A 22,712-nucleotide genomic window follows, 5' to 3' on the forward strand; every position below is an offset into this window, starting at 1 on the left:
GTGCTGATCTCAGCCCGGCAGCCGCGATGCAGTAAGGGTGTTGCGATCAGCGTCCTGATGGGTCCGTGACCAGATGCCGGCGTGAGCCGATCACCGAATCCCATGGTCGAAGTCACTCTTCACGCTCATGATGGACTCGTCGTTGATAGGGCTCATGTTCATCCCCGGCAGCAGACCGTGCCCGGCGTCGACCTTCAATTCGAGTCCGGTGATGTGCTCGGCCTGATCCGAAGCAAGCCATACGACGGCATTGGCGATGGCGTCGGGCGGAAGCATCGTGCGGCCCCTGAGCGCGTTCCAGCCGAGCACCGCAGAGAGCACGTCCTCCCGCGATGCGTCAGGGCGACCGCCGATGATGCCACGGCTGACCTGATTGTTGTGCATCGGGCTGTCGACCGGTCCCGGGAGGACGGCGTTGACCCGTATGTTGAAGGGTGCAAGCTCCAGCGCAGCTGATCGCATAATCCCCAGAACACCGTGCTTGGCCGCCGCATAGTGCAAGAAGTTGGTCGCACCCTCGACTGCATTGATCGAAGCGGAATAGATGACCACTCCCGTCAATCGTTCCATCATGTGCGGGGCGACTGCCTTCGTGGTCTGCCATGCCCCCGTCAGGTTGATGGCGATCATCTCGTCCCACTCTGCCTGTGAGATGTCCCAGAACGACTTCGCGGCGTACACGCCAGCATTGGCGACGACTATATCGATGTGGCCGAGTTCAGCGATCGCGTTCCGCACCACACGTGCCATGTCCTCCTCGTTGCGAACGTCGGCGACTTCGGCGACGCAGCGCCGCCCCAATGCACGAACCAACGCGGCCGTTTCATGCAGATCCTTCTCCGATCCCATGCCGTAGGGGATCGTCTCCACGTCGTGCGCCACGTCACTGATGACGACGTCCGCGCCCTCAGCCGCGAAGCGCTTGGCCATGGCTCTGCCCTGGCCACGTGCGCCTCCGGTGATCCAGACAACTTTTCCTTGGAATTGCATTCTTGATCTCCAGTCAGAGTCGGTGGTTGTCGAGGAGGTGGTGCTTGCCGCTCGTCTTGAAGGACCGAATGAGCTGCGAGTTGATCATGTCCAGCGGGAATCCCAGCTCGATCTCGCTGACCCGGTCGAGTTCCTCCATCTGATCTGCGTCGAGCCGGATCCCCAACGACGCGATGTTCTCGTCGAGCTGAGCAGCAGTCCGCGCACCGAGGATGGGGACGACGACACCGAAGCGATCCGCCTGTTGGCGCACCCATGCGAGCGCTACCTGCGCATTCTTGGCGCCGATCGACTCGGCTACACGAGAGACCACCGTGGCGATCTCGGTGTAACGCTGAGCCGTTTCCTCAGGGATCGCGCTGCGGTCAAGGCCACGGCTTCCGACAACCGGCACCATGCTCGTGTCCGTGGTCCGGCGCGGGTCGGAGATGAGAGCACCTCCGCCGAGAGGGGCCCATGACACCACCGCTAGGTCCAGCGCACGCGCCATCGGAAGTACCTCCCGCTCAGATGTCCTCTGCACCAGGCTGTACTCGACCTGCACCGCGACAACCGGAGCCCACCCGCGCAACTGCGCCAACGTGCTCGCTTGCGCTGTGACCCAGGCCGGGGTGTCGGAGAGAGCGATGTATCGCACCTTGCCCGCGCTTACCAGGTCGTCGAGGGACCGCATCACCTCATCGACCGGCGTTGTCTCATCCCAGAAGTGCAAGTAGAAGAGATCGATGAAATCGGTGCCCAGGCGCTTGAGGCTCTCCTCGACGGACCTGATCATGTTCTTGCGACTGTTTCCGCTGCGGCTGATATCTCCCGAAGCAGTCGGATTTGCTCGCGCCTTCCCCTCCGGCGCGCCGGTCGAACGGGAGTACCCGCCGACTTCGCCCGAGTACTTGGTCGCCAGCACGAAGTGGTCCCGATCCGACCCCATGAACTCCTTGAGCATCCGCTCGGAGTTGCCGTCCTGATAGATGTTCGCGGTGTCGAGGAAAGTTCCCCCCGCCTCTGCGAAGGAGTCGAAAACCTCTTTCGCTTCCGCTTGCGCGCTCCCCCATCCCCAATCGGTGCCGAAGGTCATGGTTCCGAGCGCGACCTCTGAAACCCGCAATCCCGAACGACCGAGCAATTTATACCGCACGACTCTGTTCCTCTCTGATCCGATGATCCGTTTGGATCAGATTCGCGTGAGCGAGCGACGGTTGACGAAGGCATCGACCGCCAGGGCGAGGAGGAGCACTGCACCCTTGACGACCGTCTGAGCGAATGACGAGACATTCATCAGACCCATGCCATTGTCTATGGTGGAAAGGAGCAATGCTCCCGCGATCGCGCCGATGACCGTGCCCTTTCCTCCGGAAAGGGACGTGCCGCCGATAACCGCGGCTGCGATCGCTGTCAGCTCGAGATTGATCCCCATGTTAGCCGGAGCGCTCCCGAGCCTCGCGGTAAGCAGAACTGCTCCCACCCCGTATATGGCCCCCATGAGAACGAACGAGTAGAACGTCAACTTCCGCACGGGGATTCCTGAGAATCGAGCAGCCTCGCGGTTGGAACCGATGAGGTAGGAGTTCCTCCCGAACCGCGTCTTCTGCATCACGACTGTAAGGACGAGTCCGATCGCAGCCGCCCAGACGACTGCAGCCGGGACGCCGAGGAATCCTGACGAAATCCAGACAAGGAAGACGAATGGCACAGTGAGCCCGGCTATGCGCCCGATCAACTTGACGGTGTCAACGGGGAGCCCGTACTTGCGATCGCCCTGGGCTGACACCACCATCGCGACGAGTGAGACGACGTAGATCACCGTCAGGGCGATCACCGACAGCCCGGTCGGGGTGAAGGATTCACTCAGGCCGATGAAGTCCTCGCTCACCGGCGCGACGGTCTCTGCGTTGGTCCACAGCCAGCCCACCCCCCTGAACATCAGGAGGCCGGCAAGGGTGACGACGAAGGATGGAACCGCTAGTTTGACCACCCAAAACCCCTGCCAGGCCCCCAACACGCATCCAGCGGCGATACCCGCGATGACCAGCACGTAGATGGGAAGGTCCGAATTGATGTCGAGCTGGGCGACGAACACACCAACGAGGTAAACCGCAGCGCCGATCGACAGGTCGATTTGACCCATGATCATGAGCACGGACACGCCCGCCGCGAGAACCGCCACCACAGATCCTTGGCGTAGCAGAAGCGAGAGGTTGCGAGGCGTGAAGAAGACGCCACTGGTACCGATCTGGAAGAGCACCGCCAGCACGATGAACGCGATTCCCAGCGCGATGAACTGCGGGTCGATCGGCAAGGTGCGCAGGCTGAATCCGCGGCGCACGGATTCGCCCTCCGTGCGCTCCTGGTCACTGGTCACAATCGCCATTGAGTGTCCTTTCCTGTGGCAGCAAGCATTACTTCGTGTCTCGGCGAGTTGGGCGGAAGCTCCGCGTTGATCCGCCCCTTATACATGACCAGGATTTTGTCCGCTTGGGTGACGATCTCCTCAAGGTCACTCGAGATGAGGAGCACCGCTCGCCCTTCTTGGGCTTGTTTTCGGATGAGGTCGAATACCTCGAGACGTGCGCCGACATCGAGTCCGATGGTCGGCTCGTCGAGGATCAGGATTCGCGGGTTGGTCGCGAGCCAACGCGCGAGCAGGACCTTCTGCTGGTTGCCCCCGCTGAGCGTCTCGACCGCGGCCCGCAGGTTGAGCGGCCGGACGCCGAGGTCGCGCGCAAGTCCCTGGTTGCGACGGTATTCTGCTGCCCGACTGATGATCGTCCCCGGGCTTACCGCCCGGATGCTGGCTGAACTGATGTTCGCGTTGACGCTCTGCCCTTGCAGGATCCCGGTGCTCTTCCGGTCCTCCGTAAGCATGGCCACGCCCGACGCGAGTGCGTCGGCCGGACCTCTCGCGCGCCATGGGCTGCCGTACAGTCTCACGTCCCCGCTGACCTCGCCCGCCCATGAGCCGAAGATCGCACGCGCGAGCTCGGTTCGCCCCGCACCAACGAGCCCGAACAGCCCGAGCACCTCCCCGGCGCGGAGTTGAAGGCTGACGTCCTTCACTCGGAACTTGTCGCGGTTGTCCGGATCGCGGACGCTCAGGTTCGAGAGCGAAAGTACAACTTCTCGCTCGTTCGCCGGTGCTGGGGTCGTGTGGCGCGTCCGAAGTTTAGCCACATCCGAGCCGATCATTGCGCGAACTATCGCGCGCCGCTTGCCGACCGGACTTTCGAAGGTCTCGGCAACCCGCCCATCCCGCATCGCCACAACACGATCTGCGATCACCTCGAGTTCGTCGAGGCGATGGGTCACGTGGATCCACGCGACTCCCTGCTCGCGAAGGCGGCGCACATGCGCGAAGAGTGTCGCCGTCTCGTCATCGGTAAGCGCAGCCGTCGGTTCGTCCAGGATCACGAGGCTGGCCCGCTTGCTCAACCGTGCAGCCATCATCACGAGGCGTTGCTCGGAAACAGTCAGAGTGCTGAGCGTGGCGAGCGGATCCGCCGTGATGTTGAAGAATCTCAATTGTTCGATCGTGGCGCGGAAGAGCTCCCGCCGGTTCACGACGCCGCCTCGCGCCGCCAGAGATCCGGCGAACATGTTCTCGGCGATCGTGAGATGAGGTGCCGTTTGCAATTCCTGCGGAATCATTACGATTCCCGCTGCTTCGGCCTCACGGACATTCTTGAACTTCCTACGGCGGCCGTCGAATTCGATGGTTCCACTGTCGCTGGCGAGATAGCCGGCCACGATCTTCGACAGGGTGGACTTGCCGGCGCCGTTCTCGCCGACAAGGCCCACCACCTCACCCCTGCGGACCTGAATACTGACGTCCCGGAGAACCGGGACGCCTGAATACCGCTTATTGATTCCGGAGACCTCGAGCAGGACTTCTTGCTCGATTTTCTCGTCGGTGCGGTTGCCCTCTTCGGCGGGGGTGAGATAGTGGACCATTGCGGCTCCCAGGCAGTTGCTTTTCGAACTGATCGAACTAATCGCAGAGCGTCGGGTTGCCCTTCAGCACTGTCTCCTTGTCCGCCCAGCCCTCTGGGAACTTCCCATTGAGCCACTCGCAGAGGTTGTCCTGGGTGATCGCCACCGGTGACACGAGGGCCGTGGGTACAGCGCCATTGCCGAAATCTTCCGTCGATTGCGACTTCGGCTTCTCGCCAGCGGCAAGGGCGTGAGCCGCATCCGCCGCAAGGACCCCCTGCTCATCGAGCGGCGTCCATATCGTCACGCTCTGGCGCCCGTCGGCGATCAGCGCGAGCGCAGACTCGTCGGCGTCCAGTCCAGAAAGGAAGACCTTCCCGGTCAGATGGCGACCTGCGATTGCTTGGGCGACGCCCGATGCCATCCCATCGTTGAGGACGAGGAAAGCTGCTACGTCGTCATTCTGAGCGGAGAGGACATTTTCGGCGTTCGCCTGGGCAGCAGCGATATCGAACCCCGGGATGAACTGGTCCGAGACAACCTTGATCTTCGCATTGCCCTTGAGCCCCAGGTCCCACTGACCGCTGATGATCTTCACGACGCCAGTGCCGGCGTCTCCCCGCAGGAAGGCGTAATTGCCCTCGGGGGCTGCCGCCACGGCGGCTTCCATCTGCAGCTTGCCCGCAAGCGGGTTATCGCGCTGGACGAAGAAGTCGATCGGGGCATCCTTGACCCCGATGTCGTAGGCGATCACCGGGATCTGGGCCTGATTGGCCGACTTCACGGCCTGCGCGGCAGCCGCGTCATCGACGGGAGTGATGATCAGCGCATCGATACCCTTGGTGATCAGATTCTCGATACCGGCGTTCTGCGTTACCTGGTCGTCGTTGGAATACTCGATGAGGACAGTGTCGCCGAGCGCTTCGAGCCGCGCCTTCATTGCCGCAACATCGAATTCCCAACGGCGCTGAGTCTGGTTCTTGACGGAAATTCCGATCACGAAACTTTCGCCATCGGGGGCACCACCCCCGGAGGCCGCGTCGCCGTTGTCGCCTGTGGCGCAGGCGGCAAGCCCCGTCATGAGCATACCCGTCGTCACGGCCATCACCCCGGCGCGCATCATGCGGCTAGATGTGCTGTGTCTTTTCTCCAATGAAAACCTCCAACAATCAAAAAAGGTGCGGCCCTGCGCTCCGGGCGGCCAGCGACACGGGCAGGGACGGTCGTACAACTGCGGCCGATTCGCACCATATAGTTCGCTGGTTCACGACAAAAGGGCCCGAATTATGTTGATCTCGACACATGTCAGGCGCCGCAGCGCCAGGGTGAACCCGGCGTTCGCTGGCGTCCGGTTCACCCGGTCATGGACGCACGAACCACGCCGCACCCCCTCGACGGGGACTTCCCGGCGGAGCGATTCCCGCGGCGGGCAACCAGGCGAGGCGCCCGGCGCGAGCGGCAGGGCCGACAACCGGATCCGCGCTCACGCTGCGGTCGCCCGCTTCCGCACGATGAGGTCACAGCTAGTCGCCCCGCGCGATGAAATCGGCGACGCGCTCGCCGATCAGCACTGCGGTCGCAGCGGGTCCCCGCATGGGGACCGTCGGCAGGATCGAGAGGTCCGCCACCCGCAGCCCGCGCAGCCCTTCCACGCGACCGAACTGGTCGACGACGCTCCCCATCGGTGCGGTGCCGCTCAAGTGCTGGGCGGTGCCGAGATGGTCGGCGATCCACCTGTCGAGCGCCGCGTCGTCCGGGCGCGTAGGCAAGTCGACGAATCCCGCGAAGATCGCAGCGAAGGCATCCGTGCAGAGCACGGTAGCGGCGGCGCGAACGCCTTCGCGCATCGCTGCGCGGTCCTCCTTGTCGGCGAGGTAGTTGAAATTGATCGTCGGGGCCACGCCGGGGTCAGCAGATTCGAGCCGAACCGTCCCGCGCGAGCGGTTCGCCTGCAGCGAAACGAGCACGTCGAGCGGGCCGGCGACATCCTCACCGCGCAGGAGATAGGCAACAGGCTTGAGCAGGGGAAGCAGCTCTACATCGCCCGCCACGGCAGAACCGCTCGAGGTGAAGTGCAGCACGCTGGCCATCGCGGGCCCGTCCCGTAACTGAGCGGCCGCACCCTTGGGATGCCAGGCAAGGGACACTTGCGGATGGTCGCTGAACCCCACGCCCACCGGGAGGTCGGCGGCTACATCAATCCCGATCCGGGCGAGGTCAGCGGCTGGCCCGACCCCCGAGAGGAGCAGGGTGTGCGAGGTCGCGACCGCCCCTGCGCAGAGCACGATGTGCTCGCCCTCGAGAACCGCGCCGCCGGGCGCGACGGCTACACCAACCGCGCGGCCCGAGTCGAAGATCACGCGCTCGACGACGGTCGATCCGAGAATTCTGAGATTCGGTCGATTCCACGCGGGCGCCAGGTAGGCGAGCCCGGCGTTCCACAGCACCCCGTCACGCACGTTCATCGGCAGCGGACCGTACCCCGGAGCGCCCCAGTCGTTCTTGTCCGGCTCGCACGCGTAGCCGAGCTGTTGCGCCGCCGCCGCGAACGCGGCAGTGACAGGATGCCCCTGCGCTGGCCGTGCGACCGGCATAGGGCCCGCGCCGCCGTGCACAGCGGCTGAGCCATAGTCGGCGTCGCTCTCGAGCTCTCGCAGGAACGGAAGGCTCCTCTCAAGCGTCCATTCCCGCCGCCCGGCGGCTGACCAACCGGCGAAATCGTCCTCCCGCGCACGAACGAAGTAGCCTCCGTTCGTCGCGGTCGATCCACCCAGCACGCGCCCACGCGGCAAGACGTAATCGGTTCGAGCATTGAGCCTCGCGAAGTACCCCCAGTGGTTCCGATGCCCGGGATCGGCCCCCCGCATGGACCCCGCATCGAGCAGCTCCGCAGCGTATCCGGAAGGCGTCTCGGGCACCGGCCCCGCTTCGACAAGCAGAACAGACCTCCTGGGGTCTTCGCTCAGGCGTGCGGCGAGCGTGGCCCCGGCTCCCCCACCGCCGACAACGATAACGTCGCTTCTCAAGCCGGGTACCGCGACCCGAACGAGGTGCTGAGCATTGCGTATGCAGTGTCGAGCAACTCGATGAGGTCCGAGTTCTCGTCGGCGAGCCACTGCTCGTACGCCGAGAGCGAGACGCCAAGGAGCGCCCACGCCATAGCTTGTGGTTCGAGGCTGCTGGCAGGCACCCCGAGCCGTCGCCCCACGAACTCCGCGACGACCTGTCGCCAGGCGGCGTAGCGCAGGGTCGAGTGCGCGACGAGGCTCGGCACTGTCAGGAGGAGGCGCATCCGGCGACGGTGGTACGGCACCTCAGCGGTGGGGAAGCGGTTGAACCTGATGACTGCCGCATGCAGTGCCTCGACTAGGGGCACGGTCTCTGGCAGATCGTTGAGGAATTCGCGCATGGCGGCGAGCAAGCTGTCGAAGTCGCCCCAGGGCAAGTCGTTCTTCGAGGAGAAGTAGCGGAAGAACGTGCGTCGGCTGATGCCGGCGGCCGCGGCGATGTCGCCGACCGTTGTCTCCTCGAATCCCCGCTCAACGAAGAGTTCGAGTGCGATGTGACTCAGTTCGGCGGGCGAGGTGGACGGCTGCCTGCCGAGCCGCCCACGGACGGCCTCGCTGCCAGACGACACGCTCATCGAATCCGCAATTCCTATTTGGCACTCGGTGTCATTAGTATCAACCCAATCGTCCGAGTCGTCGCATCCTAAGGAGCATCCCATGACCTCAGCCCCGCAGGCGATCCCTGCCGCCGACGAGCCCGCCGCTCTGGCTGGAGCAGATCTTCTTGTGGAGGAGATCTCGATCGACGGAATGTGTGGGGTCTACTAGCGCATGGATATCGAGCGCGCCTGGGACGTGCACCCGCAGGTCTCGTTGCGGCCCGAGCCGTTCGGAGCAATGCTCTACCACTTCGGTACGCGCAAGCTCTCCTTCTTGAAAGACCGCACGCTTCTGTCCATCGTCGAGACGCTAGCGGTGTCGCCGTCGGTGCACGCGGCGTGCAAGACGGTCGGGGTGAGCGACGAAGACCTCCCCCGATTCACGGCAGCTCTGGAGATTCTTGAGCGCTCGGCAATGCTGATCGAAAGGGCATCATGACGCTGCTCGAAGCGAAACCTCTGGCTCCCGCGCAGCCACCATCGCCCGGCCGACTCGTCGACCTCTTCGAGTACGGGCTGGATGCCCCCATCTGCCTCACCTGGGAGCTCACCTACGCGTGCAACCTGTCCTGCGTGCACTGCCTCTCGAGTTCCGGGCGGCGGGATCCGCGCGAACTGAGTACGGACGAGTGCAAGGCCGTCATCGATGAGCTCGAGCGCATGCAGGTCTTCTACGTCAACATCGGCGGCGGCGAGCCGACCGTCCGGCCGGACTTCTGGGAGCTCGTCGACTACGCGACCGCCCACAAGGTCGGCGTGAAATTCTCCACCAACGGCATCAAGATCACCCCGGAGGTCGCCCGGCGGCTCGCGGCGAGCGACTACGTCGACGTGCAGATCTCGCTCGACGGAGCCACCGCAGAGGTCAACGACCATGTCCGCGGTCCAGGGTCTTACGCGACGGCGATGCGCGCGATGCAGAACTTGGCGGATGCCGGCTTCACCGGGTTCAAGATCTCCGTCGTCTGCACCCGTCAGAACATTCCGCAGCTCGACGACTTCAAGGCAATCGCCGATCGGCTCAATGCACAATTGCGCCTCACTCGTCTGCGCCCCTCGGGCAGGGGCGCAGATGTATGGGACGAACTGCACCCGACCGCAGCCCAGCAGCGCGAGCTCTACGACTGGCTTGTCGCCAATGGCGACAACGTCCTCACCGGGGACTCGTTCTTCCACCTCTCCGCATATGGTGCGGCACTGCCCGGCCTCAACCTCTGCGGCGCAGGACGGGTTGTGTGCCTCATCGATCCGATCGGAGACGTCTACGCGTGCCCGTTCGCCATCCATGAGGAGTTCCTCGCCGGCAACGTCCGCTCAGAAGGCGGCTTCAAGAAGGTGTGGCGCGACTCGGAGCTCTTCACCCGCCTGCGCAAGCCGCAAAGTGGCGGAGCGTGCTCGTCGTGCCCGTTCTTCAGCACCTGCAAGGGCGGCTGCATGGCGGCCAAGTTCTTCACCGGCCTCCCGCTCGACGGTCCGGACCCCGAGTGCGTGCGCGGGTTCGGCGAGGAGCTCCTGAGCCAGCGGGACGCAGCGTCCTCGATTCCCAAGCCGGATGGCGACCACTCGCACCGCACCGAGCGCGCGCAGCGCAAATCCACAGGACCCATCGCACTGACCCTGTCGGTACGAGGCGTTGAGCGCCCGCCGGTGAGCGCGTGTGCCGAAGACCCACTCGCGGGGTTCAGCCCCGCCGGCCCCACCCACGGAGCGAACTGCTCTTGCTGAAAGGAAACAGCCCTTGGCCAACGCCTGGTTCGAGACGGTAGCCGAAGCACAGCGGCGCGCCAAGAAAAGACTTCCAAGCTCTGTGTACGGCGCGCTCCTCGCCGGATCGGAGAAGGGCACAACGTACGCGGACAACACCGCGGCGTTCGCTGAGCTCGGCTTCGCGCCCCACGTGGCCGGTCATCACGCGACGAGGGATTTGTCCACGACGGTACTCGGCATCCCCATCTCGATGCCGATCATGGTGTCGCCCACAGGCGTGCAGGCCGTGCACCCGGACGGCGAAGTCGCTGTCGCCCGTGCGGCGGCGAACCGCGGGCTCATCATGGGACTGAGCTCCTTCGCCTCCAAGCCCGTCGAAGAGGTTGCCGCCGCAAACGCCAACACGTTCTACCAGATGTACTGGTCGGGCACGCGCGACTCGATGGCCCAGCGGATGGACCGCGCTCGCGCCGCCGGTGCCAAAGCGCTCATCGCCACGCTCGACTGGTCGTTCTCGCACGGGCGGGACTGGGGCAGCCCCACGATTCCGGAGAGAATGACTCTCGGAACGATGATCAAGTTCGCCCCGGACGTGCTGCCGCACCCGAGGTGGCTGTGGGCGTTCGCGAAGGCGCGTCGCATCCCGGACCTCACGGCACCGAACCTCGCGCCACCGGGGCAACCCGCCCCCACCTTCTTCGGCGCCTACTACGAGTGGATGCAGACTCCGCCGCCCTCGTGGGAGGACGTCGAGTGGATGCGCGAGCAGTGGGCCGGACCGTTCCTGCTCAAGGGCGTCACGCGCGTCGACGACGCGGAACGCGCGATCGACGCAGGGGTGGACGCGATCTCGGTGTCCAACCACGGCGGCAACAACCTCGACGGCACGCCCGCTGCGATCCGAGTGCTCCCGTCGATCGTCGAGACCGTCAACGACCGGATCGAGATCGTGCTCGACGGCGGCATCCGGCGGGGCAGTGACGTCGCAAAGGCTCTGGCCCTCGGCGCGCGCGCCGTGATGATCGGGCGCGCCTACCTTTGGGGCCTGGCGGCCAACGGCCAGGCGGGCGTCGAGAATGTCTTCGACATCCTCCGGGGCGGCCTCGACTCCGCGGTGCTGGGCCTCGGGCACTCGTCGGTGCACCAGCTCAGTCCTCGGGACCTCGTGATTCCCGACGGCTTCCCCAGGACGCTCGGTGCTGACATCCCCGACTCGCTGAGCTAGTCGGGTGGGGGCGCACCTGAGGGATTATCGATGGCCGGAGATCACCGGGGCACCGGTCGTGCTCCTGCCAGTGGGATCGACGGAGCAGCACGGTCACCATCTGCCGCTCGACACCGATGCGGTCGTGGCGACCGCCGTGGCAGAGGGCATGAGAAGCCGCCTGGGCCCAGGCGTGCTCGTGGCGCCGACCGTCCCCTACGGCGCCAGTGGTGAGCACCAGCACTTTCCGGGAACAGTCTCCATCGGCAGCGAGGCCCTGGGGCTGCTGCTTCTCGAGTTCGTGCGCTCGGTCAGTAGTTGGGCGGCAGAGGTGATCATCGTCAACGGACACGGCGGGAACGCTTCGACCATCGCCTCTGTCGTGCGCCAAGCACGAACGGAAGGGCACCGGTTGAGCTGGGTTCCGTGCGCCGTTCCGGACAGCGACGCCCACGCAGGATTGACCGAAACGTCGTTGATGCTCCACCTTGCCCCGCAGCGTGTGATGCTCGCCAAGGCCACGCTCGGAAACACTCGGCCCTTAACCGAGCTGTTGCCTGCACTGAAGATCAATGGAGTGCGCAGCGTCTCGCCAACGGGCGTCCTGGGCGATCCAACGGGTGCAAGCGCCGAGCATGGGAAGTCGATCCTCCAGGCCATGATCGACGGCGCCACCGGTGCCCTCCAGTCCGCTCGACGCGCGCCATGAAGTCGAGGGCAGCGTTGACCGAGGACTGGCCGCTCCCCGAAGGCTTCATCGTGAGCCTGAACCATCGAACGCGAAGAAGAGACGGGGGGCGCACCCTCATCGGGGGAGCTCCCACACGGGTTCTCTACCTCAGTCCGGCGGGAGCAGGCCTGCTGCGGGAGGGCACCCTCCGCGTTACGGACCGCGAGACTGCCTTCCTGGCGGACCGGCTATTGGAGTCCGGCATCGCTGATCCAGTTGTCGGCGCATTGCCGGAGATCGATCCGGCGGACCTCACCTACGTGATCCCCGTGCGGGACCGTCCCGAGCCGCTCAACCGCCTGCTGGCCAGCATCGGCCGTCGAGGGCGGGTGATTGTGGTGGATGACGCGTCGCGCGACGCTGAGGCGACACGCGCGGTTGCGGCGCGGCATGGCGCTGAAATCATCCTGCTTCCCCACAACCTCGGGGTCGGCGGCGCTCGAAACGAGGGCTTGAGCAGGGTCACGACGCCCTACGTTGCCTTCGTGGACTCAGATGTCGTACTGCCTCCCGACGCGATGCCGACCATGCTGCGTCATTTCGCCGACCCTCGCGTGGCAGTAGTGGCACCACGAGTAGTGGGACTTACGGGAACGGCCAGCGGGACCTGGATCACCCGGTACGAAGATGCCCTTTCCTCGCTCGACCTGGGGCGCCATCCGGCAACGGTGCGCCCCAGGGCTGTGGTCTCCTGGGTTTCCGGCACCACCCTCGTGGCCCGTGCCAACGCCATTGGCGCGGGATTCACCAGCACAACACGCGCCGGTGAGGACGTCGACTTTGTCTGGAGGCTCGCCAAGGAGGGTTTCCGAATCAGGTACGAGCCCTCGGCCCTCGTGGAGCATGAACACCGCTCCTCGGTGCATGAATGGATCAGTCGAAAAGCGTTCTACGGCACGGGCGCATCCTGGCTCGCTCAGCGACACCCGGAGAGCATCGCCCCTGCAATTCTCAGTCCTTGGGGAACTGCTCTTGTACTCGCGCTGGCAGTGCAGCGCCGCTGGTCCATTCCGCTCGCGGTCGTGATATTCGCCGCAACCGCTGCGCGCATCAGCCGGAAGCTGTCTCGGAGCGAACGGCCGGTTGTGACCGCACTGGAGTTGACGGCCAGCGGAGCTCTCGCCGCAATCACGCAGGCCACGTCGTTGCTCCTGCGGCACTGGTGGCCAGTCGTTGCGATCGTGGCCCCCTGCTCCCGTCGGCTGAGGCGGGCGGTAGTCCTGGCGCACTTCGTGGATAGCGCCACACAACACCTGCGGACCCGTCCGCAGCTTGACCCCGTCCGATTCGCGCTCGCGCGCCGCCTCGATGATCTCGCCTACGGCGCAGGCGTTTGGTTCAGCGCGCTCAGAAGCCGCTCGTTGCGTGCGCTGATCCCAGACCTTCGGGCTCGATCAAAGGTCTGAACTGTGAGCAGGGCGTCCTGGCGGGCGTCGGCTTCGCCCTCTCCCCCGCCGCAGGTGCGGTGCTCATGTCGCTGTCCACGATCGTGGTCGCGCTGAACGCCCAGCTGCTGCGCCGGATCCGCCTCGACCCGGAGGAGCTGGCGCGCTCCTGAGGGCGATCAACTGAGGGCCAGGACCAGTGCGAGACCCGCGAGGGCCACCGACACCGGCACCATCATGATGCGCTCGCGCCTGCTGCGCGACAGCGCGTTCAGAGCGATGCCGAGGACCAGGTACCCGGCGATGACCCACATCGCGATCGACACGATCGCCGGCTCATCCCCGCCGGCATACCGCTCCTTCTCGAGCGCCAGGTAGGCGAACAGCGCGTAGAGCACGATCGAGACGACGCTGCCCAGCCGCTTGTTCCGCGGGAGCACGACATCCTGCCCGCCCCACGCGAATTGACCCAGTGGGGCGCCCGCGATCAGTGCGACCTGGAAGAGGGCGAGCGCGGCCAGCAGGCTGCAGAAGACGAGGGCGACGACGATCATGGCGTGCCACAGTCTGGCGGAACCCGGTGGACCTCGCGGGCACCGGCGCATTCCGCTCATGCCCGACGCCAGCCGGTGGCGGTCTCCCGAGCGAGGGCCTCGAGTTCGAGAAGCCCGAGCGCGGACCGCACCGAGGCGACCGAGAGGCCGGCCGAACGAGCGACGTCGTCGACGGGCCGCCCGCGAGTGCTCAGCGCGTCGAGCACTCGGCCGGCCTCGGCCGGGAGGCGTGGCCCCGCCTCCGTGGGAGCTCCGGCAACCGTCGGCACGACCAGTTCCGCCATCTCGGCCGCGTCGGTGACGCAGACCGCGTCGAACTCGCGCAGCAGCCGATGGCAGCCCGCGGATGCCGACGAGGTGACGGGTCCCGGCACCGCGCCGAGCGGCCGGGCGAGGGCGGCGGCGTGCCCGGCGGTGTTCAGCGATCCGGAGCGGGTGCCTGCCTCGATCACGACCGTCGCCCGGCTCGCCGCCGCAATCAAGCGGTTGCGCTGCAGGAAGCGCCATTTGGTCGGCGATGCACCGCACGGCAGCTCGGATACGACCGCTCCCGAGTCGACGATCCGACGCAGGAGGGCGTCGTGACCGCTCGGGTAGAAGCGGTCAACTCCCCCGGCGAGGTAGGCGATCGTCGTTCCCCCGCTGGCGAGCGCCGCGCGATGCGCCATGCCGTCGATGCCATAGGCGGCTCCCGAGACGATCGAGAACCCGCGATCGACGAGGCCGGAGGCGGCTTCGGCGGCGACGTGCTCGCCGTAGCCGGTGGCGGCCCTGGCGCCCACCAGAGCGATCGGCAGCGGCGAGCCGAGTACCGACGGGTTGCCGCGGCACCACAGCGCCGTGGGCGCGTGGCGGCCGAGGTCACCGAGGCCCGTCGGCCACTCCTCGTCGCCGGGAGCCACGAGGCGAACGCCGAGCACCGCCGCCGACTTGAGCGCGTGCAGGACGCCCGCTGCGAGAAGGCGCGGCTGCCAGCGCTCGAGCGCGGCACTGAGCTCGGGGACCTCGGGCGCGTCCGGGCCGGCGGCGCCGGCCTCGGTGGCCAGCCGCACGGGAGACCGCCCCTCGAGGACAGCGGCGAGGGCGCCCGCAGGCCCGAGAGCGGCGACCAGCGCTCCTGCGGTGCCGTCGCCCGGCTCCGCGACCATCGTCCAGGCGGCCCGCGCGAACAGCTCGGTCGCCTCCGCCAGGGAAACGTCCTGGTCGCGCAGGTCGCGGACGGCGACGCGGAGCACGGTCTCCTTCAGTCCGAGGATCATGGGACGGGCCTCCTCAAGAGCAGGGCGCGACCGATCTGGTCGGCGCCGGGGCGATCCGCTTCGTCCAGGTCGGCGAGCGTCCAGGCGATGCGGAGAATGCGGTCGTAGCCGCGCATGGTGATTCCGCCCCGCTCGAGGGCGCGGTCGACCGGAGCGAGCACCTCGCGGGGCAGCGCGAGAGGACCGCGCAGGGCGGATCCCGGCACGGCGGCGTTCGTGGTCCACGCCGTGCCGGCCAGGCGCTCGCGGGCGCGTCTGCGAGCGCGGATCACCCGGTTCCGAGCCTGCGCGGAGGTCGAGGTGGGCCGGTCCTCGCGCATGCGGAGCTGGACGGCGGTGACGCGGGATACGCGCACCCGGATGTCGATCCGGTCGAGGAGCGGTCCCGAGAGACGCTTGAGGTAGCGCAGGCGCACGGCGGAGGGGCAGGTGCACTCCCGGTCTCGGGAGCCCCACTCCCCGCAGGGGCAGGGATTGGCGGCGAGCACGAGTTGGAACCGGCCGGGGAAGCTGGCCATGGCTGCGGCCCGGGCGATGCGGATCTCCCCGCTCTCGAGCGGTTGGCGAAGCGTCTCGAGCGTCGCGGACGAGAACTCGGGCGCCTCGTCGAGGAAAAGCACGCCGTGCGAGGCGCGCGCCGCCGCACCCGGGCGGATGATGGCGCTGCCGCCGCCGACCATGGCGGCCGGAGTGGCGGTGTGGTGCGGACTCTCGAAGGGCGGGCGAGCCGTGAGGGCGCCCCCGACCGGCACGCCGCAGAGGGAGCGCAGGGATGCGACCTCGAGTGCGGCGTCCTCGTCGAGCGGCGGAAGCAAGGTCGGCATGCGCGACGCGAGCATCGTCTTCCCTGCCCCGGGCGGCCCGACCAGGAGCAGGTGGTGACCGCCCGCCGCGGCGGTGATCACCGCCTCGACCGCCTCGGCGTTCCCGACGATGTCGGCCAGGTCCCCCTCCGGCTCCGCGTCACCGGGCGGGTTCGGCGCCAGCAGGGCGTCGACCGGCAGCTCCTCCAGCTCCGCGCCGTGCCAGATCGCGGCATCCCGCAGGCTCGCGACCCCGACGGCGCGGATGCCGGGCACGAGCGCCGCCTCGTCCTGGTTCGCTGCGGGGACGAGGACGGTGGAGACGCCCGACCGCGCCGCGGCGAGCACGGCCGGCAGGACTCCGCGCATCGGACGCAGGCGTCCGTCGAGGGCGAGCTCGCCCAGGTGCGCCACCCGTCCCGTCTCGCCCGGAAGCTGCCCCGAGGTCGCGAGAGCGGCCACCGCGATGGCCAGGTCGAAGCCGGACCCCTGCTTGGGCAGGTCAGCCGGAGACAGGTTGACGGTGAGCTTGCGCTTGGGCCACTCCAGGCCGGAGTTGCCGATGGCGGCGCGCACCCGCTGCTCGGCCTCCCTCAAGGCGGAGTCCGGCAGCCCGATCAGCTTGAATCCTGGGCTCTGGTTCGACAGCTCGGCTTCCACGTCGACCAGGGCCCCGCTGAGCCCGAGGAGCGCGACGGATCGGGCGCGTCCCACCGCCATCAGAAGACGTCCCGCATCAGCTCGATCTGCGGAGCGCCGGCCGGATCCCGCACCACGCCGACCACATCGACGCGGACGTTGCCGTGCCGGCCGGGGTGGGCGCGACACCACGCCATGGCGAGGCCGTGCAACCGGGCCAGCTTGCGGCTGGTGATCGCCTCGAACGGGTGGCCGAATGCCAAGCTCGATCGCGTCTTGACCTCGACCACCGCGGTCGACGCTCCATCACGGGCGACGATGTCGATCTCGCCCTGGCCGCAGCGCCAGTTCCGATCGAGCACGAGATAGCCGAGCGACGTCAGGTGATCCGCCGCCACCTGCTCGCCCCACCTGCCCAGATCGTCCTTGCTCGCCATCCGCGCCTCCTGCGGTCCACCCTGGACAGCGGCGCATGCGTCCAGGGCAACGGACGCGAAAGCGTGCACTCGGCGGCCCTGCTCCGCGTTGGGGAGGAGTGCAGGCTCCGGTGCGGCCGTGGCAGCGGTGACCCCTCAGAGCTCCATGCCCGACGCTGCGTCCGGCTTCCCACGGCCACCGCTCGCCCGCATCACCGGTCTCCTCGCCGACTGCCACCTGTCGCCAGCGGAACCGCCCGACAGCGACGCGGGCCGACGCGTGCCCGCGTCTCGGCCCCGGATCAGGTGCGGCGCGATCCAGAAGAGCGCGACCACGCCGAGCACCACGCGCAGGGCCGTGAAGGCGAGGAGGTACCAGCCGGCGGCCTCACCGTCGAGGACCAGCAGGACCGCCAGTGCGACGAACGCGGCGTCCACCAGAAAGGACAGCCGCAGCCAGAACAGCAGACGGGCCTCGCCCACGCGCGGCGGGGCGGAGGTCAGGACGGCGATCGGTCCGTGCGGGCGGGCATGGCTCCCGTCGGCACCTCGACTACTCGTCGAGCGCCAGTTCCTGCGGGAGCTCGAGCTCCTTGGCGGAGAGCTCCTCCACGTTGACGTCCTTGAACGTCAGCACGCGCACGCTCTTGACGAACCGGTCGGAGCGGTAGACGTCCCAGACCCACACGTCGTTCATGGTGAGCTCGAAGTAGAAGTCGTGCTCCGTGTCGCGGCGGACCAGCTCGACCTCGTTGGCCAGGTAGAAGCGCCGCTCCGTCTCCACGACGTACTTGAACTGACCGACGATGTCGCGGTATTCGCGGTACAGCGCCAGCTCGACCTCGCGGTCGTAGTCCTCGAACTCGTCCTCATCCATCGGCTTCATCCTACGTCCGCCGGCGGGCTGCTCAGGCGAGGAGCGACTGGTCCTCGGACTCCGGCTGGCCCGACGACTCGGCGAACCCCTGCTCCGGGTACCGTCGCTCGTCGTCCTCGGCACCGTCGAGGTCGAAGAGCGACGGCGTGCGAAGCCAGGTGTGCCGGTGCAGGGGCGTCGGGCCCCACTCGTCGATCGCTGACCAGTGCGAGCTGGATCCGTACCCCTTGTTGCTCACCCAGCCGTAGCGCGGGTGCTCCTCGTGCGAGTCGATCATCAGCCGGTCCCGGCGCACCTTGGCGAGCACGGATGCGCCGCTGACCGAGGCGCAGGTGAGGTCGGCCTTGATCCGCATCGAGACGCGAGGGCCTCGGGTGAGGCCGATGCGCGTGAAGCCGGCCGCCAGGTAGTCGTGCTTGCCGTCGAGCAGGATGACCGAGTCCGCCGCCTCGTCCTCGCCGAAGCCGGCGTCGAAGAGGCCGAGCACCGCCCGGGCACCGGCCAGGCCCAGGGCGGCGGTCAGGCCGAGAGCATCGACCTCGTCGTTGGTCGCCATGCCGACGGCCGAGAACACGGCCCATCGGTCGACGAGCGGTTCGAGCTCCTCACGGCGCTTCTCGGGCAGCAGCTTGGAGTCGCGGAGCCCGCGCGGCACCCGGCGGGCCAGGTCCACGACGCAGGCGCCGACCGCGACGGGTCCGGCGATCGCGCCGCGGCCCACCTCGTCGCAGCCGATCACCCAGCGGGCCCCCTCCTCGACCAGGGCCCGCTCGCGGCGGAGGTTGGGCGCGGCCGACGACTTGGGCCGGGCCTGGGGCGGCGCCGCTGCCGCGCGTTCAGCCACCCGGCTGCTCCACCCCTCGGAACGTGTCGGGATAGTCGTCCAGCCAGGCCCAGCGGCTGATCGGCCAGCTGACCACGAGCGCCCGCCCCACGACGTTGCCGATCGGCACGAACCCGCCGCCCGGCTTGTCGGTGTTGTAGCGGGAGTCGCGCGAGTTGTAGCGATTGTCGCCCATCACCCACAGGTAGCCCTCGGGCACGGTCACATCGAAGTCGAGATCGCTGACCTTGGCGACACCGCTCGGCACCTTGATGTACGGCTCCGTGAGCGGCACATCGTTCACCGACATCTGACCGAGCGCGTTGCAGCAGGAGACTTCGTCGCCCGGCAGACCGATGACACGCTTGATCAGGTGATCGTTGCTGTCGGGGGCGGAGAGTCCGACGATCGAGAGGAGCCAGTCGACGGCCGCGGCGACCGGGCTCTGCTGGACGGCCTCCTGCGGCGGCAGCCAGCCGCCCGGATCCCGGAACACGACCACATCGCCGTGCGTGAGCGGGATCAGATCGGGCGAGAGCTGGTTGACGATGATCCGGTCGTCCACCTCGAGCGTGTTCTCCATCGACGCGGACGGGATGTAGAACGAGCGGATCAGGAACGTCTTGATGAGGAACGAGGCCAGCACGGCCACCACGAGGATGACCAGCACGTCGCGCAGGAACAGCGCGGTGCCGCGCCCCTTGCGCCGGGCCGCCCGGCGCGTCTCGCCTCGGCCCGGATCGGGCACCGTGGGAGCGGTGCTCTCGGTCACATCGCCCACCCGTCGTCAGCCTGTGTCGACGCCTCGAGGAATGCGCGACCGCAGAAGGAAACCCCCGCGACAGTGTATGTCGCGGGGGTCGCTTTCGCTGGTCAGCGGACGTCAGGCGTCGCGCTTCTCCTTGATCTTGGCCTTCTTGCCGCGAAGGTTGCGGAGGTAGTAGAGCTTGGCCCGGCGGACGTCGCCGCGGGTCACGACCTCGATGTGGTCGATCACCGGGGAGTGCACCGGGAAGGTGCGCTCCACGCCGACCTGGAAGCTGATCTTGCGGACGCAGAAGGTCTCACCCACACCCTTGCCCTGGCGGCCGATGACGACGCCCTGGAAGATCTGGATGCGGCTGCGGGTGCCTTCAACGATGTTGACGTGGACCTTGACGGTGTCACCCGGCCGGAATTCGGGAATGTCCGAACGGAGGGAGGCCGCGTCGACCTGGTCGAGGAGACTGCTCATGGGAATGCTCTTCCTGTACTCGCCGCAGGTCGGTTACTCGTAGCCGGGACGACGCGACGACGTGTCGCGATCGGCACCGGGAGAATTGTTGGATGTCCGCGGAAGAAGCTGGCTCCCCTGCGGCAGAACCGGCCGCGGCACGGTCGACCATTCTGTCACAGCCCTGGGGCCCCTGCAATCGGCTGCGGCCCTCCGACGGCCGGACTGCCCGTGTCTGCGACCCTCCCTGCGGGCTAGCGGGAGGGCGGGGGCGTCTGGGAGGGCGGGAGCACGATGTACTCGCCCCGGTTGACGGGAGCCTGGGCGCCCGGAGAGCCCGGCGGGCGGGCGGCCCTCTCCAGCGATGCGAAGACGCTGCGGACCCGCTTCCGGGTCTCGGCCACGAGCTGCCAGGCCGTGCTCCAGAAGGCGACGATGCCGACGGCCACCGAGAGCGCAGCGAAGATGCTGCTCCACGGTCCGAAGAAGCCCAGTGCGATCACCAGGACGTGCCAGGCGCCGGCGACGCCCAAGTCCAGCCAGGAGACCGCGCGGGCGTCGCGGACCGACCGCCGCGCAACGGTGAACCCGGCGACCGCCAGCAGCGCGAGCACGAGGAACGGCGTGGCGAGGGCGATGCCGGCGAAGGAGCCGGAGGACCCCCAGAGCGCCCAGCCGAGCAGGAGCCAGGCGGGCAGCACTGCGGCTGCGGCGAACTGCCAGTAGAAGAACGCCCTGCGTGCGAGCATGTTCCGAGCATAGGCGCGCCTCCCTCCCGACCAGCAGGGTGTTCGCGGTGAGCGTCTCAGGATGCCCGTCGGAGTCCGGGCGCTTTCCGCCCGCGCGTTAGGGTCGGGGAGGAAGAAGGACGCGAGGAACATCATGATCGAGCTGAGGACCCCCGCCGAGATCGAGGCGATGCGGCCCGCCGGCGCATTCGTCGCCAGCGTGCTGGCGCGGCTGCGGGACGAGATCGCCGTCGGCGTGAACCTGCTGGAGCTGGACGCGATCGCGCACCGGATGATCCGTGAGCGTGGCGCCGAGAGCTGCTACATCGACTACCACCCGTCGTTCGGGGCGATGCCATTCGGCAAGGTGCTGTGCACGTCGGTGAACGACGCGGTGCTGCACGGGCTCCCCTTCGACTACCCGATCCGCGAGGGCGATGTCGTGAGCGTCGACTTCGCCGCGGCCGTTGACGGCTGGGTCGCCGACTCGGCGCTCACCGTGGTCGCGGGCAAGGCGCTCGAGCCGGACCTGCGGCTCATCGCCACCACCGAGCGCGCGCTCGAGGCCGGGATCGCGCAGGCGGTCGCCGGCAACAAGCTCGGCGACATCTCAGCCGCGATCGGCGAGGTCTGTGAGGCCGCGGGCTACTCGGTCAACCTCGACTTCGGCGGCCACGGCGTCGGCCGCACCATGCACGGCGACCCGCACGTGCCGAACAACGGCCGAGCCGGCCGTGGCATGAAGCTGCGCCCCGGACTCGTCATCGCCATCGAGCCGTGGCTGCTGGCGACCACCGACAAGCTCTACACGGACGAGGACGGCTGGACCCTGCGCAGCGCGGACGGCTCGCACGGGGCTCACAGCGAGCACACCGTGGCCATCACGGAGGACGGCCCGCTGATCCTCACCCAGCGCGCCGCGTAGCTCAGTCCTCGGGGAGCAGATCGGGGCGGACCCGGCGGGTGCGCGCCTCCTGCTGGGCACGACGCCAGCGGGCGATCTCCCCGTGGTTGCCGCTGAGCAGCACGGGAGGGACATCCAGCCCCCGCCAGGAGGCGGGCTTGGTGTAGCTGGGGTACTCGAGCAGACCGCCGGTGTGGCTCTCCTCGTCGAGGCTCGCCGGGTTGCCGATCACGCCCGGAACGAGGCGCGCGATCGCCTCGATCATCGCGAGGGCCGCCACCTCTCCGCCGTTGAGCACGTAGTCGCCCAGGCTGAGCTCGCGCACCCGCCCGTGGTTGGCGGCGAAGTCGACGACCCGCTGGTCGATGCCCTCGTAGCGCCCGCAGGCGAACACCAGATGCTCCTCGGTGGCGAGCTCGTGCGCGAGAGCCTGGTCGAAGCGCTCACCGGCGGGCGACGGAAAGATGACCACCGGCCCGGAGGGGTCCGGAGGCGACGAGTCCGCGAGAAGGACGGCGTCGAGCGCCTTCCCCCATGGCTCGGGGCGCATCACCATCCCTGCTCCGCCACCGTAGGGCGTGTCGTCCACGGTGCGATGCCGGTCCTGGGTGAAGTCCCGGAGGTCGTGCGTGCGCACGTCGAGGAGACCCTGAGCGCGGGCCTTGCCGAGCAGCGAGACGTCGAGGACGTCGAAGTAGCCCGGAAAGATCGTGACGATGTCGACGCGCACGAGCGGGCCGTCAGCCCCGGGCGGGAGCGTCCGCAGGCGAGTCCGCGGACGCATCGCCGATGGTCGGCTCGCCGTTCGCGGCGTCGCCATCGCCCGCATCCGCCGCGGCAGTCGCCGGCGCGGTCTCGTCCGCCGCGGCGACCGCCGGTGCAGGCGGCG

Annotated in this window: 26 protein-coding genes; 8 read left to right on the forward strand and 18 right to left on the reverse strand. The window is 67.7% G+C overall.

The features are described 5' to 3' along the window. Nucleotides 1-90: 90 nt before the first annotated feature. The 7 genes from JWR33_RS09550 to mftR form a co-directional block, all read right to left on the reverse strand. Nucleotides 91-990 (reverse strand): mycofactocin-coupled SDR family oxidoreductase, encoded by a 900-nt coding sequence (locus JWR33_RS09550; protein WP_297411428.1) that lies wholly within the window; start codon nt 988-990, stop codon nt 91-93. A 13-nt stretch (nt 991-1,003) separates the two neighbouring features. After that, entirely contained in the window at nt 1,004-2,125 is a 1,122-nt protein-coding gene (locus JWR33_RS09555; RefSeq protein WP_297411430.1) for an aldo/keto reductase, read from the reverse strand. A gap of 36 nt (nt 2,126-2,161) precedes the next feature. Then, nucleotides 2,162-3,358 carry a hypothetical protein gene (locus JWR33_RS09560; RefSeq protein ID WP_297411432.1) on the reverse strand — a complete coding sequence of 399 codons (1,197 nt, stop codon included), beginning with the start codon at nt 3,356-3,358 and terminating at the stop codon, nt 2,162-2,164. Continuing rightward, nucleotides 3,346-4,935, reverse strand: coding sequence for a sugar ABC transporter ATP-binding protein (locus JWR33_RS09565; RefSeq protein ID WP_297411434.1), 1,590 nt, complete (start codon nt 4,933-4,935; stop codon nt 3,346-3,348). The genes JWR33_RS09560 and JWR33_RS09565 overlap by 13 nt, the downstream gene beginning before the upstream one ends. A gap of 37 nt (nt 4,936-4,972) precedes the next feature. Further along, complete coding sequence (locus tag JWR33_RS09570) at nt 4,973-6,037, reverse strand: substrate-binding domain-containing protein (protein WP_297411436.1); 1,065 nt, start codon at nt 6,035-6,037, stop codon at nt 4,973-4,975. 400 nt (nt 6,038-6,437) lie between these two features. Then, nucleotides 6,438-8,030, reverse strand: a complete 1,593-nt coding sequence (gene mftG, locus JWR33_RS09575) for a mycofactocin system GMC family oxidoreductase MftG (RefSeq protein WP_297411438.1) — start codon at nt 8,028-8,030, stop codon at nt 6,438-6,440. After that, nucleotides 7,937-8,557 carry a mycofactocin system transcriptional regulator gene (mftR, locus tag JWR33_RS09580; protein WP_297411440.1) on the reverse strand — a complete coding sequence of 207 codons (621 nt, stop codon included), beginning with the start codon at nt 8,555-8,557 and terminating at the stop codon, nt 7,937-7,939. Before mftR ends, mftG begins: the two co-directional genes overlap by 94 nt. Before the next feature lie 82 nt (nt 8,558-8,639). On the opposite strand from mftR, the gene mftA reads away from it, so the two are divergent. Genes mftA through JWR33_RS09615 form a run of 7 tightly spaced genes read left to right on the forward strand, consistent with a single transcriptional unit; the run spans nt 8,640 to nt 13,780 of the window. Further along, nucleotides 8,640-8,750, forward strand: coding sequence for a mycofactocin precursor MftA (gene mftA, locus JWR33_RS09585; RefSeq protein ID WP_297411442.1), 111 nt, complete (start codon nt 8,640-8,642; stop codon nt 8,748-8,750). A gap of 3 nt (nt 8,751-8,753) precedes the next feature. Beyond that, complete coding sequence (mftB, locus tag JWR33_RS09590; protein ID WP_297411444.1) at nt 8,754-9,020, forward strand: mycofactocin biosynthesis chaperone MftB; 267 nt, start codon at nt 8,754-8,756, stop codon at nt 9,018-9,020. Further along, a complete protein-coding gene (mftC, locus tag JWR33_RS09595; RefSeq protein ID WP_297411446.1) occupies nt 9,017-10,306 on the forward strand; it encodes a mycofactocin radical SAM maturase in 1,290 nt (429 codons plus the stop codon). The genes mftB and mftC overlap by 4 nt, the downstream gene beginning before the upstream one ends. Nucleotides 10,307-10,319: 13 nt before the next feature. Further along, nucleotides 10,320-11,513, forward strand: coding sequence for a pre-mycofactocin synthase MftD (gene mftD, locus JWR33_RS09600; protein WP_297411449.1), 1,194 nt, complete (start codon nt 10,320-10,322; stop codon nt 11,511-11,513). 4 nt (nt 11,514-11,517) lie between these two features. Then, the gene (mftE, locus tag JWR33_RS09605) at nt 11,518-12,201 is read left to right on the forward strand and encodes a mycofactocin biosynthesis peptidyl-dipeptidase MftE (protein WP_297411451.1); all 684 of its coding nucleotides are present in this window, start codon (nt 11,518-11,520) and stop codon (nt 12,199-12,201) included. 14 nt (nt 12,202-12,215) lie between these two features. Beyond that, entirely contained in the window at nt 12,216-13,628 is a 1,413-nt protein-coding gene (mftF, locus tag JWR33_RS09610; protein ID WP_297411453.1) for a mycofactocin biosynthesis glycosyltransferase MftF, read from the forward strand. A 59-nt stretch (nt 13,629-13,687) separates the two neighbouring features. Beyond that, complete coding sequence (locus JWR33_RS09615; RefSeq protein WP_297411480.1) at nt 13,688-13,780, forward strand: copper-transporting ATPase; 93 nt, start codon at nt 13,688-13,690, stop codon at nt 13,778-13,780. A 6-nt stretch (nt 13,781-13,786) separates the two neighbouring features. Here the strand turns inward: JWR33_RS09615 and JWR33_RS09620 are convergent, their stop codons facing one another. From JWR33_RS09620 to JWR33_RS09665, 10 genes are all read right to left on the reverse strand, one after another. Beyond that, entirely contained in the window at nt 13,787-14,161 is a 375-nt protein-coding gene (locus JWR33_RS09620; RefSeq protein WP_297411454.1) for a hypothetical protein, read from the reverse strand. A gap of 56 nt (nt 14,162-14,217) precedes the next feature. Then, nucleotides 14,218-15,420 carry a DNA-processing protein DprA gene (gene dprA / locus JWR33_RS09625; protein ID WP_297411456.1) on the reverse strand — a complete coding sequence of 401 codons (1,203 nt, stop codon included), beginning with the start codon at nt 15,418-15,420 and terminating at the stop codon, nt 14,218-14,220. Then, the gene (locus JWR33_RS09630) at nt 15,417-16,943 is read right to left on the reverse strand and encodes a YifB family Mg chelatase-like AAA ATPase (protein WP_297411457.1); all 1,527 of its coding nucleotides are present in this window, start codon (nt 16,941-16,943) and stop codon (nt 15,417-15,419) included. The genes dprA and JWR33_RS09630 overlap by 4 nt, the downstream gene beginning before the upstream one ends. Next, complete coding sequence (locus tag JWR33_RS09635) at nt 16,943-17,299, reverse strand: YraN family protein (protein ID WP_297411459.1); 357 nt, start codon at nt 17,297-17,299, stop codon at nt 16,943-16,945. Before JWR33_RS09635 ends, JWR33_RS09630 begins: the two co-directional genes overlap by 1 nt. Nucleotides 17,300-17,434: 135 nt before the next feature. Continuing rightward, on the reverse strand, nt 17,435-17,761 hold the full coding sequence (locus JWR33_RS09640; protein ID WP_297411460.1) for a hypothetical protein: 327 nt from the start codon (nt 17,759-17,761) through the stop codon (nt 17,435-17,437). A 70-nt stretch (nt 17,762-17,831) separates the two neighbouring features. Then, complete coding sequence (locus JWR33_RS09645) at nt 17,832-18,155, reverse strand: DUF2469 domain-containing protein (RefSeq protein WP_297411462.1); 324 nt, start codon at nt 18,153-18,155, stop codon at nt 17,832-17,834. A 31-nt stretch (nt 18,156-18,186) separates the two neighbouring features. Further along, the gene (locus tag JWR33_RS09650) at nt 18,187-18,999 is read right to left on the reverse strand and encodes a ribonuclease HII (RefSeq protein ID WP_297411464.1); all 813 of its coding nucleotides are present in this window, start codon (nt 18,997-18,999) and stop codon (nt 18,187-18,189) included. Next, nucleotides 18,992-19,663, reverse strand: a complete 672-nt coding sequence (lepB, locus tag JWR33_RS09655; RefSeq protein ID WP_297411476.1) for a signal peptidase I — start codon at nt 19,661-19,663, stop codon at nt 18,992-18,994. Before lepB ends, JWR33_RS09650 begins: the two co-directional genes overlap by 8 nt. A 198-nt stretch (nt 19,664-19,861) precedes the next feature. After that, nucleotides 19,862-20,212 carry a 50S ribosomal protein L19 gene (gene rplS / locus JWR33_RS09660; RefSeq protein WP_297411465.1) on the reverse strand — a complete coding sequence of 117 codons (351 nt, stop codon included), beginning with the start codon at nt 20,210-20,212 and terminating at the stop codon, nt 19,862-19,864. Between the two features lie 233 nt (nt 20,213-20,445). Then, entirely contained in the window at nt 20,446-20,940 is a 495-nt protein-coding gene (locus JWR33_RS09665; RefSeq protein WP_297411466.1) for a hypothetical protein, read from the reverse strand. 133 nt (nt 20,941-21,073) lie between these two features. Between JWR33_RS09665 and map the strand changes: the two genes are divergently transcribed. Further along, a complete protein-coding gene (gene map, locus JWR33_RS09670; protein ID WP_297411468.1) occupies nt 21,074-21,844 on the forward strand; it encodes a type I methionyl aminopeptidase in 771 nt (256 codons plus the stop codon). 1 nt (nt 21,845) lies between these two features. On the opposite strand, the gene trmD is transcribed toward map, so the two are convergent. Continuing rightward, the gene (gene trmD / locus JWR33_RS09675; RefSeq protein WP_297411470.1) at nt 21,846-22,553 is read right to left on the reverse strand and encodes a tRNA (guanosine(37)-N1)-methyltransferase TrmD; all 708 of its coding nucleotides are present in this window, start codon (nt 22,551-22,553) and stop codon (nt 21,846-21,848) included. Between the last annotated feature and the right edge of the window lie 159 nt (nt 22,554-22,712).

It is taken from the genome of Naasia sp. (assembly GCF_025465545.1).
GTDB lineage: Bacteria > Actinomycetota > Actinomycetes > Actinomycetales > Microbacteriaceae > Naasia.

What these genes read in the sequence shown, in the direction of transcription:
- JWR33_RS09550 (WP_297411428.1), bottom strand. Translation starts at nt 990, where the DNA reads ATGCAATTCCAAGGAAAAGTTGTCTGGATCACCGGAGGCGCACGTGGC.
- JWR33_RS09560 (WP_297411432.1), bottom strand. Translation starts at nt 3,358, where the DNA reads ATGGCGATTGTGACCAGTGACCAGGAGCGCACGGAGGGCGAATCCGTG.
- JWR33_RS09565 (WP_297411434.1), bottom strand. Translation starts at nt 4,935, where the DNA reads ATGGTCCACTATCTCACCCCCGCCGAAGAGGGCAACCGCACCGACGAG.
- JWR33_RS09570 (WP_297411436.1), bottom strand. Translation starts at nt 6,037, where the DNA reads ATGATGCGCGCCGGGGTGATGGCCGTGACGACGGGTATGCTCATGACG.
- mftR (WP_297411440.1), bottom strand. Translation starts at nt 8,557, where the DNA reads ATGAGCGTGTCGTCTGGCAGCGAGGCCGTCCGTGGGCGGCTCGGCAGG.
- mftA (WP_297411442.1), top strand. Translation starts at nt 8,640, where the DNA reads ATGACCTCAGCCCCGCAGGCGATCCCTGCCGCCGACGAGCCCGCCGCT.
- mftB (WP_297411444.1), top strand. Translation starts at nt 8,754, where the DNA reads ATGGATATCGAGCGCGCCTGGGACGTGCACCCGCAGGTCTCGTTGCGG.
- mftC (WP_297411446.1), top strand. Translation starts at nt 9,017, where the DNA reads ATGACGCTGCTCGAAGCGAAACCTCTGGCTCCCGCGCAGCCACCATCG.
- JWR33_RS09620 (WP_297411454.1), bottom strand. Translation starts at nt 14,161, where the DNA reads ATGATCGTCGTCGCCCTCGTCTTCTGCAGCCTGCTGGCCGCGCTCGCC.
- dprA (WP_297411456.1), bottom strand. Translation starts at nt 15,420, where the DNA reads ATGATCCTCGGACTGAAGGAGACCGTGCTCCGCGTCGCCGTCCGCGAC.
- JWR33_RS09630 (WP_297411457.1), bottom strand. Translation starts at nt 16,943, where the DNA reads ATGGCGGTGGGACGCGCCCGATCCGTCGCGCTCCTCGGGCTCAGCGGG.
- JWR33_RS09635 (WP_297411459.1), bottom strand. Translation starts at nt 17,299, where the DNA reads ATGGCGAGCAAGGACGATCTGGGCAGGTGGGGCGAGCAGGTGGCGGCG.
- JWR33_RS09645 (WP_297411462.1), bottom strand. Translation starts at nt 18,155, where the DNA reads ATGGATGAGGACGAGTTCGAGGACTACGACCGCGAGGTCGAGCTGGCG.
- rplS (WP_297411465.1), bottom strand. Translation starts at nt 20,212, where the DNA reads ATGAGCAGTCTCCTCGACCAGGTCGACGCGGCCTCCCTCCGTTCGGAC.
- JWR33_RS09665 (WP_297411466.1), bottom strand. Translation starts at nt 20,940, where the DNA reads ATGCTCGCACGCAGGGCGTTCTTCTACTGGCAGTTCGCCGCAGCCGCA.
- map (WP_297411468.1), top strand. Translation starts at nt 21,074, where the DNA reads ATGATCGAGCTGAGGACCCCCGCCGAGATCGAGGCGATGCGGCCCGCC.